20 protein-coding genes are annotated in these 15,559 nt (G+C 54.9%); 12 read left to right on the forward strand and 8 right to left on the reverse strand.

The window, feature by feature from the left end:
- Both AC13CY_RS00315 and AC13CY_RS00320 read left to right on the forward strand, forming a co-directional pair.
- Window positions 1-295 (forward strand): hypothetical protein (locus tag AC13CY_RS00315; protein WP_483052174.1); only part of this gene is annotated, 295 nt, incomplete at its 5' end.
- A 153-nt stretch (window positions 296-448) separates the two neighbouring features.
- On the forward strand, window positions 449-2,749 hold the full coding sequence (locus AC13CY_RS00320; RefSeq protein WP_476294583.1) for a TOTE conflict system archaeo-eukaryotic primase domain-containing protein: 2,301 nt from the start codon (window positions 449-451) through the stop codon (window positions 2,747-2,749).
- A 96-nt stretch (window positions 2,750-2,845) separates the two neighbouring features.
- Here AC13CY_RS00320 and AC13CY_RS00325 read toward each other — a convergent pair whose 3' ends face one another.
- Entirely contained in the window at window positions 2,846-3,139 is a 294-nt protein-coding gene (locus AC13CY_RS00325) for a helix-turn-helix domain-containing protein (RefSeq protein ID WP_039860777.1), read from the reverse strand.
- Window positions 3,140-3,165: 26 nt separating this feature from the next.
- Complete coding sequence (locus AC13CY_RS00330) at window positions 3,166-3,489, reverse strand: type II toxin-antitoxin system RelE/ParE family toxin (RefSeq protein ID WP_035565904.1); 324 nt, start codon at window positions 3,487-3,489, stop codon at window positions 3,166-3,168.
- A 747-nt stretch (window positions 3,490-4,236) separates the two neighbouring features.
- Between AC13CY_RS00330 and AC13CY_RS00335 the strand changes: the two genes are divergently transcribed.
- A complete protein-coding gene (locus AC13CY_RS00335) occupies window positions 4,237-5,181 on the forward strand; it encodes a thioredoxin family protein (RefSeq protein ID WP_172515263.1) in 945 nt (314 codons plus the stop codon).
- A 21-nt stretch (window positions 5,182-5,202) separates the two neighbouring features.
- On the opposite strand, the gene AC13CY_RS00340 is transcribed toward AC13CY_RS00335, so the two are convergent.
- On the reverse strand, window positions 5,203-6,366 hold the full coding sequence (locus tag AC13CY_RS00340) for a MalY/PatB family protein (protein WP_172515262.1): 1,164 nt from the start codon (window positions 6,364-6,366) through the stop codon (window positions 5,203-5,205).
- Window positions 6,367-6,405: 39 nt separating this feature from the next.
- Here AC13CY_RS00340 and AC13CY_RS00345 point away from each other — a divergent pair, with 39 nt between their 5' ends.
- A complete protein-coding gene (locus AC13CY_RS00345; RefSeq protein ID WP_062375304.1) occupies window positions 6,406-6,837 on the forward strand; it encodes a hypothetical protein in 432 nt (143 codons plus the stop codon).
- A gap of 1 nt (window position 6,838) precedes the next feature.
- Here AC13CY_RS00345 and AC13CY_RS00350 read toward each other — a convergent pair whose 3' ends face one another.
- Window positions 6,839-7,198 carry a hypothetical protein gene (locus AC13CY_RS00350; protein ID WP_232068203.1) on the reverse strand — a complete coding sequence of 120 codons (360 nt, stop codon included), beginning with the start codon at window positions 7,196-7,198 and terminating at the stop codon, window positions 6,839-6,841.
- A gap of 111 nt (window positions 7,199-7,309) precedes the next feature.
- Between AC13CY_RS00350 and AC13CY_RS00355 the strand changes: the two genes are divergently transcribed.
- From AC13CY_RS00355 to AC13CY_RS00375, 5 genes are all read left to right on the forward strand, one after another.
- Window positions 7,310-8,116 (forward strand): hypothetical protein, encoded by an 807-nt coding sequence (locus tag AC13CY_RS00355; protein ID WP_062375305.1) that lies wholly within the window; start codon window positions 7,310-7,312, stop codon window positions 8,114-8,116.
- A 73-nt stretch (window positions 8,117-8,189) separates the two neighbouring features.
- A complete protein-coding gene (locus tag AC13CY_RS00360; protein ID WP_044630716.1) occupies window positions 8,190-8,597 on the forward strand; it encodes an acyl-CoA thioesterase in 408 nt (135 codons plus the stop codon).
- Between the two features lie 40 nt (window positions 8,598-8,637).
- Window positions 8,638-8,940: a hypothetical protein gene (locus AC13CY_RS00365; protein ID WP_044630715.1), complete on the forward strand. Its 303-nt coding sequence runs from the start codon at window positions 8,638-8,640 to the stop codon at window positions 8,938-8,940.
- A 12-nt stretch (window positions 8,941-8,952) separates the two neighbouring features.
- Complete coding sequence (locus tag AC13CY_RS00370; protein WP_044630714.1) at window positions 8,953-9,474, forward strand: DUF501 domain-containing protein; 522 nt, start codon at window positions 8,953-8,955, stop codon at window positions 9,472-9,474.
- A gap of 62 nt (window positions 9,475-9,536) precedes the next feature.
- On the forward strand, window positions 9,537-10,082 hold the full coding sequence (locus AC13CY_RS00375; protein ID WP_253027657.1) for an LOG family protein: 546 nt from the start codon (window positions 9,537-9,539) through the stop codon (window positions 10,080-10,082).
- Between the two features lie 24 nt (window positions 10,083-10,106).
- On the opposite strand, the gene AC13CY_RS00380 is transcribed toward AC13CY_RS00375, so the two are convergent.
- Both AC13CY_RS00380 and AC13CY_RS00385 read right to left on the reverse strand, forming a co-directional pair.
- Complete coding sequence (locus AC13CY_RS00380) at window positions 10,107-10,613, reverse strand: hypothetical protein (RefSeq protein ID WP_044630712.1); 507 nt, start codon at window positions 10,611-10,613, stop codon at window positions 10,107-10,109.
- A gap of 38 nt (window positions 10,614-10,651) precedes the next feature.
- Window positions 10,652-11,146, reverse strand: coding sequence for a tetratricopeptide repeat protein (locus AC13CY_RS00385; RefSeq protein WP_058579721.1), 495 nt, complete (start codon window positions 11,144-11,146; stop codon window positions 10,652-10,654).
- 249 nt (window positions 11,147-11,395) lie between these two features.
- Between AC13CY_RS00385 and AC13CY_RS00390 the strand changes: the two genes are divergently transcribed.
- Both AC13CY_RS00390 and yaaA read left to right on the forward strand, forming a co-directional pair.
- On the forward strand, window positions 11,396-12,427 hold the full coding sequence (locus tag AC13CY_RS00390) for an NADP(H)-dependent aldo-keto reductase (protein WP_044630710.1): 1,032 nt from the start codon (window positions 11,396-11,398) through the stop codon (window positions 12,425-12,427).
- Between the two features lie 123 nt (window positions 12,428-12,550).
- Complete coding sequence (yaaA, locus tag AC13CY_RS00395; protein ID WP_062363193.1) at window positions 12,551-13,330, forward strand: peroxide stress protein YaaA; 780 nt, start codon at window positions 12,551-12,553, stop codon at window positions 13,328-13,330.
- A gap of 2 nt (window positions 13,331-13,332) precedes the next feature.
- Here yaaA and AC13CY_RS00400 read toward each other — a convergent pair whose 3' ends face one another.
- Window positions 13,333-13,908 carry an isochorismatase family protein gene (locus AC13CY_RS00400; RefSeq protein ID WP_273682686.1) on the reverse strand — a complete coding sequence of 192 codons (576 nt, stop codon included), beginning with the start codon at window positions 13,906-13,908 and terminating at the stop codon, window positions 13,333-13,335.
- 142 nt (window positions 13,909-14,050) lie between these two features.
- Between AC13CY_RS00400 and AC13CY_RS00405 the strand changes: the two genes are divergently transcribed.
- On the forward strand, window positions 14,051-14,902 hold the full coding sequence (locus AC13CY_RS00405) for a Tim44 domain-containing protein (RefSeq protein WP_062375309.1): 852 nt from the start codon (window positions 14,051-14,053) through the stop codon (window positions 14,900-14,902).
- Window positions 14,903-15,018: 116 nt separating this feature from the next.
- Here AC13CY_RS00405 and AC13CY_RS00410 read toward each other — a convergent pair whose 3' ends face one another.
- Entirely contained in the window at window positions 15,019-15,207 is a 189-nt protein-coding gene (locus tag AC13CY_RS00410) for a hypothetical protein (RefSeq protein WP_058579726.1), read from the reverse strand.
- Window positions 15,208-15,559: the final 352 nt, after the last annotated feature.

Consider the following 15,559-nt stretch of genomic DNA (forward strand, 5'->3'; position numbering starts at 1 on the left):
GGCTGGTGAGGGTGCGGCGACTGGCGCGGAACTTTATGTTGGGCATGGCACTGTCTGGGTGAATGGCGATAATGGCTATATTGCCATGCAGGTCAGTGGGTTAGAAGTGCTTCCGGGGGCCGGTCTCACGGATTCAGGATACTGGCAATTGATTGGCAATGTTAATGTTGACTCGCTCGATCTCAGCGAGCGCTCCGGAAGGGGGTTTGATCTTCGATATTACCAACTTTGTCACACCATGCCTCAGTGTTGTCAGTCCAATGCATTACTATTATATCAAAATAGATCGCCGTAAATTTTTATGGTGACGAGTGTGGTCTGTCAGCCGAGTGCTGACGATAAGCTAGACTACAAATAAGCGTCTCTAACCTGTTAAACCGTAGACCCCTATAGCTTTACTGGGCACGAGGTAGGTATCCGCACAGATCAAGAACTCGTCACTATTGAGCTGAGACTATCAGAGCTTGAACAAGAAAAGGCTGCTCTCCTTTCTCGAAAGCAAGAGCTGTATCGCTCTGCAAACCGACATGATTTACCGCTACTCACCCCTGGCCAGAAAGTTGAAGTATACCGAAAACTCTTTCGAGGCAGGCAGGATGTTTATGCGGTTCGCTGGCAGAGTTCCGGCGGTCGTTCCGGCTATGCTGTCGCTTGTGCGAACGAGTGGATGCCGGTCATCTGTCAGAAACCAAGGATCAAGTGCGGAGAATGTCGACACAAAAATTTCAAACCCCTCGATTTTGATGCAGTTTATGACCACCTGTCTGGCAAACATGTGACCGGCCTTTACCCTTTACTGCCGGATAGCTCTTGTTACTTGCTGGCGGCGGATTTTGATAAGGGGGACTGGAAAGCGAATGTTCGTGCACTAGCCCAGGCCTGTCGTGGTGAAGGCGTACCCTATCTTATGGAGGTTTCTCGGTCCGGTGCGGGTGCCCATCTATGGGTTTTCTTTTCAGAAGCTGTTCAAGCTTCGTCAGCGAGGAGGTTGGGATTCAAATTGTTGGATAAGGCCATGGAGCTTCATCCAGGCTTATCCTTCGACTCCTATGACCGGCTATTTCCCAACCAAGACACCATGCCTGATGGTGGGTTTGGCAATCTGATTGCCCTGCCGCTTCAACACGAGGCGCGAAGTCGCGGATGCACCGTCTTCGTCGATGACAACTTTGCGCCATACCCGGATCAATGGGCACTGCTCAGTCAGCAACAGACACTTGCATCAGCTCAACTTGAAGAGCTGATCGGCAATGAGGCTAATTCCGGTGTGACTGTAGATACTGTGTTGCCGTGGGAGTCAACGTTACCGGTTGATACAGGGAAGCTTTCTGGATGTCCTGAAAGCATCACGCTCATCCTGACCAGTCACATTTATATAAAGTTATCAGGCATTCCAGGAACATTGGCGACACGAATAAAGCGAATGGCCAGCTTTGCTAATCCTGTATTTTTCAAAACACAGTCGCTTCGTTTCTCGACGCATGGCATCCCTCGCTACATATCATGCGCCCATATTGAGCAAGGTTATCTTTCTATTCCCAGAGGCTGCTTGGATGAGCTTCAAGATCTGCTGCTGGAACAGGGAATCACGGTGGACATTGATGACCGTAGAATATCAGGCCAGTTTTTACCTGGAGTCAGCCTAAAAGCAACGCTGCGTGGCGACCAGGACAAGGCGGTGCAGGCACTTGTCCAACACGATACCGGAATACTTCATGCACCGACCGCTTTCGGTAAAACCGTAACGGCTATTGGCGTGATAACCAGGCGGCAAGTCAGCACACTGATCCTCACGCACAGTCGTCAGCTACTTGATCAATGGAAGGAGCGACTCGACACCTTCCTTGAGGGTGCGCCCATCGGTGTAATTGGCGGCGGTAAAAAGAAACCTACTGGGCAGGTCGACGTTGCCACTTACCAAAGCTTGATCAATAAGAAAGACAATACGGTCTCGAAGCAGGTCAAGGAGTACGGGCAAGTCATCATCGATGAATGCCATCATATCTCAGCGCCACGTTACGAGATGTTGCTTAATGAGGTCAGCGCTCGATACGTCATCGGTTTGACAGCAACGCCTGATCGACAGGATGGCCACCAAAAAATCATGGTGATGGTTGCAGGGCCCATTCGTCACAAAGCCCAGGCGCAACACAGTAACCGATTTATCCAACGCGTCATTGTTCGAAAGCATCACGAAACGCCACCCACCCACATCTGCCAGCCTAGTGAGCGGCCCCATATCACATCGGTTTACCATTGGCTTGCCCAGAGCAGCGCCCGAAATCAGGCCATTGTTCAGGATGTTGCAAGCTGTGTGCACAACCAAGCAAATTGCCTTGTGCTGACGGAACGACGAGAACATGCCGAGACCTTGGCGACACTGCTGGATGCTGAATCCATATCGTCAGTTATCTTACGTGGTGGGATGCGCGTCAAAGAGCGCCAGTTGGCAGAAAAAGAGTTGCATAGGGTTCAAGTCATCGTTGCAACTGGGAAATACATTGGAGAAGGCTTTGACTTGCCTCGACTGGACACCCTGTTTTTAGCCCTGCCCATCGCCTGGAAAGGAACGCTGTCACAGTACGCTGGCAGGATCCACCGAGCGGTTGAGGGCAAACAGGAAGTCACTGTTTATGACTACCTTGATACTGGACTACCCATGCTTGAACGCATGTTCCGAAAACGTGAGAAAGGCTACAAAGCGATGGGGTATCAGTTTGTCTCTTCGGGGCAAACCAGATTGCTTTAGCCTTTGAGAGGCAGTCAGTCGTTAAAAGCTTATCAAGTGAACTGAGGCCAAGAATTTCTTCACTTGTCTAGCTGAACCCAGTTTATCTGGTCACTCTCAGGCGGCTACTTCCTTCTCGTCTTCAATCTCCAGTTCGAGATGGAAGTTAGCTGGCCCCGTCAGGTTGACCAAAGCATCGAGACTGAACTTATTAATCTGGCCGTTCAGCAAGTCGTTGAGGCGGGGTTGGGTGATTCCCAGACGATGTGCAGCCTCTTTCTGAGTAATATCCCACTCCCTTACACGGCCAGCAATCCTCGCCATGAGCTCGGAGCGCAGCCGCATGTTCAGCGCCTCTTCAGGAGTGTCCTCGATGGCGTCCCACACACTGTCGTAATACTCGATGGCCATTTTCTAACCTCGCTTGGTGGTTGGGCTCAGGGCAGCTCCTTGTATCGCTGCTTGCCCAAGTCGATGTCTTTTTTGGCGGTCTGCTGGGTTTTCTTCTGGAAGCAGTGGAGCACAAATACCGCGTCGCCCCGGTTGGCCACGTAGAAGACCCGAAAGGCGCCGTTGTGTTCCCGAATGCGGATTTCCATGACACCAGGGCCAACGCTTGGCATTGGGCGGAAATCGTCCGGCTGGCCTCCAGCCTGAATCTTGTCTATCTGAAACCCCGCTTCTCGCTTGGCGTCCAGAGAGAAGTCGCGCAGCCGATCCTTCGAGTCTCCAACGAATGCAACAGGTTTCTTGCGCGCCACGCTGGCTCCTTAACTGCCATAAATTTATATCAGTTCAGATATAATAAACTCATCAATCGAATGCTTCAAGCTGCTTCCACTGTAGCCGTATCACCAATAAGATGCCGTTGACTATTCGCACTTGGGTTGGCGGTCTCAATGACCAAATGCAATATCTGACCCTCCGGTATGGTTTTGCCACGACTCATTGCTATTGCGACCTCTCTACTGAAGACCGAGCCGCCATCATGCAGATGCGGGTTCACTACTAAATCCGAACCATCGCCCGACAATTGGAACATCCGCCCAGCGCCATCTCACGGGAACTGGCATACCAAACAATCCGTTCTGACAAAACCTATGATGCCAGTCTCGCCGGTTTCAGAGTCCGGCTAACCCGCTGCCGACCTCAGCAGCAGCCTAACGGTCATTTATGCTGTAAATTTTACATTTTATTTTGTGACACTCTTTAGCGTGCTAGATTGACCTTAAATTACCTAGACAGCATTTCAAAAACCGACGGAAACCCTTATATAGCAGGCTATTTAGACAAATAACAACAAATAAAGCAGCGCTAAGAAAATCAAATCAATCCGGCTCATAACCGTCCCCGCTACCAAACATAGAAAAAGCCGATTCTTTAGGGGATCGGCTTTTTTGTGTGCGCTCTTCCGGCTCAGCGCTTTATTTCCCTTCACTTCCTTGAATCCCTGCCAGCCTGCCTGCATATCAGGGCTTAGACCTTTTCATAAGATACTGAGTTTACCCATGTCAATTATCGATCCCCGTACCGGCAATCCACTCACCGCCGAGCCTGCTCCGAATACCCATACACCAACGGATAGTGAACGCCCCACAGTCACGCGCGAAGAAGTCATCATTGAGCTCAACGCCGGCAATATCCAACAGGTGCTGGAAGCTTCCATGCAGGTGCCGGTACTGCTGGATTGCTGGGCGCCCTGGTGCGAGCCGTGTAAAAACCTGATGCCGGTGCTTGAGAAGCTGGCCGTTGAGTATGGCGGCGCGTTTCTGCTAGCCACGCTGGATGTTGAGGCCAACCCAGAGATTGCGGGCCAGCTTGGTGTGCGCTCGGTACCGGATGTGAAGCTGGTGAGCCAGGGTGGCTTGGTGGATAGCTTCCAGGGCGCGCTACCCGAGAAAGAGGTGCGCGAGTGGCTCAACCGCTACTTCCCTGCCCCCGGCGACGCACCGCCCAGCCCCGAAGAGCAGGCGGAAGAAGCCTTGAGCGCTGGCGATGCCGCAGGCGCGCGGGAGATTTACCAAACGCTGATTGGCCAATACCCGGAACATTACGCCTACCAAATTGGCCTTGCCAAAGCGCTGGTGGCGGAAGGGCGTGGTGACGAAGCCCGTAGCGTGCTGGATAACCTGCCGCCAGAGGAGCGCGATGCAGCACCCGCTCGTGGCGTTCGCGCCAGCATCGAGTTCAGCGAACAGGCTCTCTCAACAGAAGAGATCGCCGCGCTGGGTGATCGCACTGACAGCGAAGCGCAGTACCAGCGGGCGCTACGCCAAGTGGCCGATGGCCAGTACGACGCAGGCCTGGAAGCTCTGCTGGCGCTGATGAAGCAGGACCGCGCCTATAACGACGACGCGGCCCGCAAAACGCTGCTACAGGTCTTTGACGCGCTGGGAGCCGACCACCCTCTAACGGTCACCTACCGCCGCAAGCTGTTCGCCCTGCTCTATTGATAGCGCCTGACGAAGACAACGTTACGCTTTGAACAGCGTATCCATCCGCGATAACGCCGCTTCCAATTGGGAAGCGGTGGTTCCAAAGTTAAGCCGTACAAACCCTGGGCAGCCAAAAGCCGCGCCGTCTGACAGCGCCACACCCGCCTGCTCCAACAGCGCTTGTGCGGGAGATGCCCCCAGGCCCGTTTCACGCATATCTAGCCACGCCAAATAAGTCGATTCTGGCGCGCTCAGCGACACCCCAGACCACGTTGCCACACGTGCTTCCAACGCAGCTCGATGGCTGCGTAGAACGTCCAGCAGTGCTTGTCGCCAAGGCTCGCCCTCTCGATACGCTGCCTCGGCGGCCACCAAGCCCAGCACGTTACCATCCGGTAAAAAACCTTTTGTGGCCGCGGCAAAGTGCTTTCGTAGCGTGGCGTCGGGAATGACCGCGCAGGCGCTGGTTAACCCGGCCACGTTGAATGTTTTTGAGGGCGCCCATAGAGTAATCGTGCGTTTGGCAAGCTTAGGGAACAGCGCCGCCAGAGGGCGATGGCGTGCTCCTTCATCCAGCAGCAAATCACAGTGCAGCTCATCGGAGACTACCCAGAAATCATGGCGCTCGACCAAGGCGGCTAACTGCTCAAGCTCGCTCAGCATCCATACGCGCCCGGTCGGGTTATGAGGGTGGCACCAGAGCAGTAGTCGGGTTTGCGGGGTAATGGCCGCTTCCAGCGCTGCGATATCCAGCTGCCAAGGCTCGCCAGGGGCGGCTGGCTCCGCTAACATCGCCTGTTGCGCTAGCCGCCCAGTGCGTTCAGCCACGGCCAGGAAGGGCGGGTAAATAGGTGCAATGGTCAGCACGCCCTCCCCTGGCTGGGTCAATGCCATGGCAGCAAAGTGCAGCGCGGGCACTACACCAGGTAGCCACTGCTGCCATTCGGGCTCAATGGTCCACGCATAGTGGTGAGCGCTCCACTGGCAAAGGGCCGCGGTGAGCGTGGCGGGCACTTCGCCATAGCCGTAAACGCCGTGGGCCACCCGCCGTTGGAGCGCGTCGATTACCGCAGGCGGCGAATGAAAGTCCATATCGGCGACCCATAGCGGCAGCACATCCTGCGCATAGCGGTGCCATTTCTGCGAGGCGTAATTTCCTTCGGGAGCGCGTCGCTCGACGGGCGTGGCAAAATCGAACGCCATAACAAATCTCACTTATTTCCACGGGAGTAAACACTGAGCATGCCGCAAGATGACTTTTATACCAAGATGCGCGCTGGCCTATCGGCGCTGTTGCGGCAGTGGCGCTCGCTGGGGCAGGCAGATGCCGACCAGCTGGCACTCATCCTGGCAGAAACCGCTAGGGTCGCTAAACTAGGCACCCCCGATGCTACGCCAAGTGGCGCCACGCTAGAGCAGTGGAGCCAAGACCAGCAGGGCGAGATACCGCTGTGGGCGCCACGCACGGCGGTGTTTCTGCTCAACCAGATGCCCGCTCGGCCCACCCCGCAAAGCGATGAAGAAGCCTGCGCCTGGGCGTACTGCTGGCTGCGTAACCGCTCGTTTGATTCGCTGGATGCAGCCCGCGCCGCCCTGCCTGCCCACTTAGCCGAACCGCTGGACGAGGCTCTGGCAGCTGCCTGGAGCGACCAACAGGGGCTGAGGCTGGTATAGCTTAGCGCCGTTTGCGCCCCGGTGATTTCGGTTTAAAGCCCGCAGGCTTGGTGGCAAGCCAATCGACAAAAGCGCGAATATCGGCATCGTTCATCAACGCTTCCAAACTAGCCAAGCGGTCGGCCAGTTCGCGCTCGCTGTAGAGACGGAGAATGTGCTTATGGCAGGGATGACACAGCCACACAATGGCCGTTAGCCGCTCTTCACGGCTATGGCGCTTTTGATAACGCGGCTTGTTATGCAGCGTCCTTGGAATGAGATGGTGCTTGGTGAGCGGCGATGCACGCTGGCACAGTTCGCAGCCACTGGGTTTAGGCGGCGGAGAGAGCACGTGGGTGCCGGAATCCGGTGAAAGGGGCACGGTAAACAGCCTCGCACGCTAGCAACGTCTTAACGGTTAATAACACCTAATGTGCTAAAAATCAGCGACATAATAATAGCAACCACATAATAAACGTAAGGAAAACGCCGCATGGTAGAAGTACCACTCACTTGGCAGTTAGCAAAGCTGGGGCTCTCCGTCAGCATGGTTTTGGGCTTAAGCGCTATCGCTGTCCGTGCAAGCCCACGCATTGCAGGGCTACTCTCAGGTTATCCTTTAGGCACCGCACTAGCGCTGTTTTTTATCGGTTTAGAGATCTCGCCCACCTTCGCTACCCAGAGCGCCGTGCATACGCTGGCCGGGTTTACCGCGACAATGGCATTGGGGGCAGGTTATGTGGTCACAGGCCGCCAGCCTGGCATCAAGGGCGTTATTAGCGGTGTGCTGGGAGGCTTTGCCGCGTGGCTGGTCATGAGTACCCTGCTCGCGCAGTTCAGCTTCACCCGCTTCAGCGGCACGCTGGTGACGCTTTGTGCCATTGGCGTCTTCAGTTGGCTGTTCCGCTCCATTCCCGATGTGAAGAGTACCGCGAGCAGCGCCTTTTCTTGGCCCGCGCTAGCGGCACGCGCGGGGCTTGCCACTGTTATTATTTTTGCTATCACCCGTATCGCCCACTGGCTCCCCCCAGAGTGGGCAGGCACGCTGGCTGCATTTCCCGTCACCATGCTGCCATTTTTGCTGATCCTGCACGTGGGGCATGGGTATGCCCCCGTCGCCACAGTCATTAAGCATTATCCCATGGGCCTTGGCTCGCTGCTGAGCTATACCCTATGCGTTTCGTACACTTACAGCACGCTGGGGCTTTTCTGGGGAACGCTGGCAGGATTTCTCGCCGCGACCCTATGGCTGCTTGGCTGGATGCAGTTCACTGCTTGGCAACAGCGCCGTAACGCTTGACCAAGCGCTCGCTTGGGTTAATTCTGGGAGGGTTCTTACCTCCCTCGTTCCCTCTAATAATAAGGATAGCGCTATGTTCACTCGCACCATTGAGCCCGCTTTTTACGATACGGATGCCCTCGGCCATATTAATAACACGCGGCTCCCCGCTTGGTTTGAGCTGGCACGCAACGACCTGTTCAAACTGTTTACGCCCGACCTGAACCCTAAACAGTGGCGATTAATCATGGCGCGCATGGAAGTGGATTACCGCGCTGAACTGTTTTACGGCCATGACATCGAAATCCGTACCTATCTAACCCGTTTGGGCAACAGCTCGTTTACCGTCACCCAGGAAGCGCGGCAGCATGGTACGCTGACCAACTTAGGGCATACGGTAATGGTGCAGTACGACCATCAGGAGAAGCGCGCCGTTCCTATTGAGGGTGAGCTGCGCGAGGCGCTGACAGCACATTTGGATACCGCGCCCGCCTCCGCTTAATTCCCCCTGCCATGTATGGTGGGGCCTTCCAGGAGTCACCATGGCTATTCGCTATAATCTCTGGATTGATCCTGACAACACGGCGCAGCATCGCGCCGTGGAAGCCGACCTTGAACGCTACTTCATGGAGCGCTTCGCTGATTACCCGCATATCCGCTTGTTCGGCGCAGACCCCTACGATTATGATGCCCCATTCAATCGACTTTACGACGTGCTAATGGCCCGCGCAGCTGAGTATTGCGAGGAGAAATGGCGCTATGTCGCTTCTCCAGAGCAGCTTAACCGCTGCTTTTTCCGTGCCGTTGGCCGCTCAAATAAATTTGTTCAAGACGACCGAAAGTGAGAGTTCTACGCAATGGTAATTCGTACCGACCAAGCACCCGACGAGCGCCAGCTGGCGATTATTACCCAACAGCTCGGGCGAGCGCCTCGCGGTATCGAAGCCGTTGCAGCCACGGATACACAGGGCACCCCTTTAGTGCTGCGCATGTCGCCGATTGTGGATGGCAAGCCTTTCCCCACGCTTTACTGGCTCTGCTCCGACCTGCTTAAAATCGAGATTTCGCGCATTGAAGCCGTCGGCGTGATCAAGTCGCTAGAACAGCGTCTGCAGGACGAACCTGACTTCTTAGCCGCTTACCAACAGAGCCATCGCGATTACGTTGATGCCCGCTGGCGCTTTATGAGCGAGGCTCAGCGCGAAGAAGTGGCACGCCTGGGCTACACCGATGTTCTCACCGAACGCGGTGTAGGCGGCATCAGCAACTGGCAGCAGGTGCGCTGCCTACATACTCAATACGCCCATCATCTGTGCGGTAACAATGTGATTGGACAGTGGATGGACGAACACTACGACGTACAGCGCTGCCTAGGCTAGATGTCCTGCAATGCCTCCCACTGATTCACCCTTAACTCCTCTGCGATAAGGACGCCCCGACTATGTCACGCATCTGTGTTTACCTCGGCTCAAGAGAGGGCAACAGCCCAGCATTCCGCCAAGCCGCCCATACGCTTGGCACGGCTCTTGGGCAACGCGGGCACACCTTGGTATACGGCGGCGCACGCGTCGGGCTGATGGGGGAACTGGCCAATGCGGCACTAAACGCGGGCGGCAGCGTCATCGGCGTTATGCCCGACCATCTCGTTGAGCGTGAACAGGCTCATTTCGGCTTAACCGAGCTGATTCGCGTGCCTAATATGCATGAACGTAAAGCCACCATGGCGGCGAACGCTGACGCCTTTATCGCCTTGCCCGGTGGCATTGGCACGTTTGAGGAGTTGTTTGAGATCTGGACCTGGGGCTATTTGGGGCTACACGACAAGCCGATGGGCCTGCTAGATACTGATGGATTTTACGCCCCACTGCTGGCGTTTTTAGACAGCACGGTCAGCCACGGTTTTCTGGCGCAAGCTACACGAGATATGCTGCTCGATGCACCGATGCCCAGCCAGCTATTAGACGCTTTAGAAGCAGAACTAAGCTGAGTACGAGCAGAGTAGAATGGAAATTTATACTTTGGTAGTCAGCGTGCGCGTACGCTGATAGGTGAGCTGGAGCAAGCGAGCATCTTCCCCAGCACGGTGGCGGTGGATGCCACGCTCAGCCACTACCGCCTCTTTGGTATCGCTCCACAGCGCCTGTTGCTCTTCGCTGAGCAGGATGCGTAGCGCTTCCAGACGAAAGCGTGGCAGCATGCCAGCATGGTGGAACAGTAACGACAGCCAGGTATTATCGTAGCCCCAACTATCGCTATAAGCCTTACCTAGCTCCCGCAGTTCATCATTAAGCCACTGGGCAACTTGGCGCACCGGGTAGCCCTCTTTCATCAGCCGATCACGAGAAATACCGTGCAGTAGCTCGGCTTTTGGATCCCAATGGGTCCACTCATCTAATGGCTGAATAAGAAACGCGCAGCAGCTACCGTCAGCACGCGCAATGCCAACTTCAATCGGGTAGCTGCCGCGCCCGAATCCGGACGCTTCAATATCTAGCACTGTGGGTAGCGTCTCGGACACTGACTTCCTCTTTTACGTATCGCAACCTGACTGACGATTTAGGCGGCGGCCATCTCCACTGCTGGCTGTTGCTCTGCCATGCGCTGCCAGTAATCGGCCTGCTCGTGATCTACCGCCAAGCCTAGCTCACCGATTCGGTAAGCACGCGCCAGGCGCTCAGCCGCTAAGTAGTGCCCCGCCTGTGCCGCACGGGCATACCAGGTGACCGCATAATCCTCACGACGGGGGTACTGTACACAGCCGTGCTCGTGAATTTGCGCAACCTGATACTGCGACTTTACATCGCCCGCCTGGGCGGCTTCTAGCACATAGCGCGCACCACGAGCTTTATCTTGTGGAGATAAACTGCGATGGAACAGCATATGCCCGTAAATAGACTGCGCATCTGGGTGCCCCGCTTCTGCACACCGTTTAAACAGTCGCATGGTAAGGCGCTGCGTGCGCGGTGAGCGCGGTAGTAACCAACGAGTATGGAACAACTGTTCGGCCAGTCGAAACTCTAACCGTGTAAACAATGATGATGCCTGCGGCATGGCCAACCACCCTGCCTATCTGTTGAGACCTTCGGCTAACCATCTCACCTTCCGCGACGGCTAACCATACGATAAACCGGCGCTTGGCCGGTCGATGGGCTGGCAAGCATACGCCTGCCTTCGCCATGACTCAACCCTATTGATTTGCTGCTTTTGTAGACCCTCGCTAACATGCCTCCCACAGGCTGGTATCGGCGATATGGATCGCCACCTTTCCAGACACATTTTCGCCTTAGCGAGGAGACAATCATGCAAACGCGCCCACTGGGTAGAACCGGAATTGAGGTCAGCCGACTCTGTCTAGGCACCATGACCTTTGGTGAGCAAAACAGCGAAACTGAGGCTCATGAACAGCTCGACCGCGCGGTGGCGTTCGGTATTAACTTTATCGACACGGCGGAGATGTATCCAGTTCCCCCAAAAGCAGAGACACAAGGGTTAACAGAGATTTATATCGGTAGTTGGCTAAAAGCACGAGGCGCTCGCGACGATGTCATCATCGCTACCAAAGCGGCAGGCCCAGGTTTGGAGCATATCCGCGGCGGCCCCAAAATGAGCCGGGACCACCTTCATCAAGCCATTGATACCAGCCTTGAGCGTCTGCAAACGGATTACGTCGATCTGTATCAGTTGCACTGGCCTGATCGTAACACCAACTTTTTCGGCAAACTTGGCTACACCCACGCTGAGCAGGAAGACGCCACTCCGTTGGAAGAGACGCTCTCCGCACTTAAAGAGCTGGTCGATGCAGGTAAAATTCGCGCTGTAGGGCTCTCAAATGATACCCCTTGGGGCGTCATGCGGATGTTACAGCTCTCTGATCAACTAGGACTGCCTCGTGTTGCCTCCATCCAAAACCCCTACAATCTGCTGAACCGTTCATTTGAAGTGGGCTTAGCAGAAGTTGCACATCGTGAAGATGTGGGCCTGCTGGCTTACTCACCGCTGGGGTTCGGCGTGCTGTCAGGCAAGTATCTTAATGGTGCCCAGCCGCCAAAAGGCCGTTTGACTCTCTATGAGCGCTTTAAACGCTATACCTCGCCCGAGGCAGAGGCCGCTACGCAGGCTTACGTCAACCTAGCCAAAGAGCACGGGCTCGATCCAGCGCAGATGGCACTGGCGTTTATTAACTCGCGCAGCTTTCTTACCAGCAATATTATTGGTGCTACCACCATGGATCAGTTGGAAAGCAACTTGGCCAGCGAGAGCTTGAAGCTGGATGAGGAAGTGTTAACCGCCATCGACGACATCCATCGTCGTATGCCCAATCCTTGCCCTTAACGGCTCCTATCGTGCCGATAGCCTCGGCCACCGCCGAGGCTTGGTATAATCTTTCGACTTACTCTTTTTTCGTTACTCATTTCGGGTAGCGACTCTCTTTTGCCACGGCATAAGGAGCACGCCATGCTGAGCGTTATTTCCCCCGCCAAAACGCTGGACTTTGAAACACCCTCCACCACTCAGAACGTCACCCAACCGGACTTCCTCGACTATAGCCAGCCGTTGATCGACATCTTGCGCGACTACTCACCACAGCAGCTAAGCGATCTCATGGGGATTAGCGATAAGCTGGCCGGACTGAATGCGGCTCGCTTTGCTGATTGGCAGCCCCCTTTTTCTCTCGACAACGCGAAACCCGCCGTGCAGGCTTTTCAGGGGGACGTGTACACCGGCCTTAAAGCCGACACCTTTAGCGAAGCGGATAACCAGTTCGCCCAGCAGCATTTACGTATTTTATCGGGCCTGTATGGCTTACTACGGCCTCTGGATCTCATCCAGGCCTACCGGCTGGAGATGGGCACCAAACTGCCTAATGACGCAGGTAAGGACCTCTACGCTTACTGGAAGCCGACGCTCACGCATGCACTGAACAGCGCCATCGCTGAGAGCGGCTCGAAAGTGCTGGTGAACTTAGCCTCCAACGAGTACTTCAAAGCCGTAGATGTAAAAAAGCTGGATGCTCAAGTAATAACGCCAGTCTTTAAGGATGAAAAGAACGGCACCTTCAAAATCATCAGTTTCTACGCCAAAAAAGCCCGGGGTTTGATGAGCGCTTGGATCATTCAGCAGCAGATTAATAGCCCGGAGGCGCTCCAGGGCTTCGACGTGGCAGGATACCGCTTTGATACAGCAGCTTCAGAAGGCAATACGCTAGTGTTCACTCGCCGTGAAACGGACCGTTAAGATCAATAGAACGTCACTGTTTGAGCTGCTCGCGGCTTCAGAAAGTGTCGATGGATCTCTTTGAAGGTGGCTGTGTCGCAACGGTAAAGCCACTCATAGGCCACCATATCGGCGGAGACCGCCGTCGCGCCATTTGCACAGGCACGCTCTCTTGCAAGGCGCGCCTCTTCTGGGCGGCGGCTGGCGGCCGCCTCACTGAGCCAGAACACTTTATATCCCGCTTCTAATAGGCCAAGCGCGCTCTGCAGCACACAAATGTGCGCTTCGGTTCCGCATATCACCACTTGTTTGCGGCCAAGGGCTGCCAGCGCCTGTGTAAACGCAGGCTCCTCGGTCACACTAAAGTGTAGCTTTTGCCACGTCTGGTACGCCCCTAAACAACTCAATAGTCGGGCATCGGTTCCGCCCAGACGCTCGGGATACTGTTCGGTAAGCCATACCGGTACCTGCAAATGGTTGGCAATGCCTGCCAGCCAAGCCGCCTCTTGGATAGCGTTGTTACCTCCTTCTATCACCGGTAGCAATCCAGCCTGAAAATCGACCATGAGCAATACACTTTGAGTCTGATCTAAACGCACTTTTTGCTCCTACTTTTGTCTTTATAGTGAATCCCACCATAACCCACGCGGTGCGTTACACGGTAAACTGGCGATTGACTATTTTCTATGCGCTTCATTCAGAGGCGTTGGGCATTACCTGCATCCTTATTGGAGAATCAACATGTTAAGGCAATTCTTTGTCATGCTACTGGTGAGCGTCATGGGCTTTAGCGCCGCAATTGAGCACGCTGAAGCACGCCGTTTAGGCGGCGGTAGCAGTATGGGCAGCGTCTCGCGCTCCGCTGACCGCCCGGCCAGTACACCCGCACAGCAACAGGCTCAGGGCACTCAGCAACAGGGAGCAGGTGCTGCCACCGCTCGCCGTGGTGGTATGGGCGGTATGATGGGTGGATTACTGGCAGGCGGCCTGCTAGCGGCGCTTTTCTTTGGAGGCGCGTTCGATGAACTGCGCATAATGGATCTCCTGCTGATGGCTGGCATCGCAGCGCTTGCCATCTTCGCTTTCCGGGCCTTTATTCGGCAGCGACGTCCTGCACCTGCCAACGCTGCTGGCTATCAGCGTGAACGCCAGGAGACACAGCACACACCTGCCAGTAACTTCACAGCAGCGCCTGGCAGCCTTGCAAGCGGTTTGCAGAGCACGCCGGACTGGTTTGATAAAGAGCGTTTTCTCGGCGGTGCAAAAGAGCATTTTATGACGCTTCAGCGCGCTTGGGATAATAACGATTTCAGCCAAATTCAAGAGTACGTTACGCCAGAGCTTTACAACCTGCTGCGTCAAGAGCGTGCCGAGCAGCCTGCCAATAACCGTACAGAGGTAGTGCGTCTGTTTGCGGAGCTTGGCGATATTAATGAGTACGACGGCCACGCCGAAGCCACCGTCATTTTCCACGGCATTTTGGAAGAGAATGGTGAGCAAACTGAGTTTAACGAAACGTGGCATTTGACCCGTGCCATGCGCGATCAAGCACCTTGGTATTTGCAAGGTATTGAGCAAAACCCAGGCGCATAAACCTAGCTACATAGGTTAATAAGCCCTAAAACACAAAACAGCCGCTTCTTAGCGGCTGTTTTTGTATCGATATAATTTCAAGCTACTCGATAGCTCATGATAAGCGACAGGCTCGCTTAGTCCTCGGCGAACTCTTCAATATTCTCACCCATCTCTTCTAGGCTATCGCCAGCGTCTTCCATGCTCTCATCGATATTCTCACCAGCTTCTTCCGCTGGGCCTTGATTATCACAAGCGGCCAAACCGCCCATCATCATGGCCATTAGTAATGCGAGTGCAAGCTTCTTCATTAGTGGGGTACTCATATCGCCTCTCCTCCTGAGATGGTGCTTCAATAATAGGTACCCACTCATACTAGTTGCTCACCACGCCTACCGCCACCACAGCCTAGTAACTCCTTGTTATTTAATTTCTTAAAACGATCGTTTCAAGGAAGCTTTGTGCATATCGCTGTATACATTAGAGAAAGCAAAAAGCCCCGTGCACGCTGTTGTGCTCGGGGCTTGGGTCATGGCACGCTTATCGAGCGCGCAACAGCGAGTAGGGTGAGGCGTCTCCGCCTCATCCCTCTCACAGAACCGTACATACGGACCACGTATACGGCTCATGCCATTAACTTACCCCGAATTCGGGGACAGTGATGCCGGTTCTGACCCT

It is taken from the genome of Vreelandella sp. L-15, from assembly GCF_056857635.1.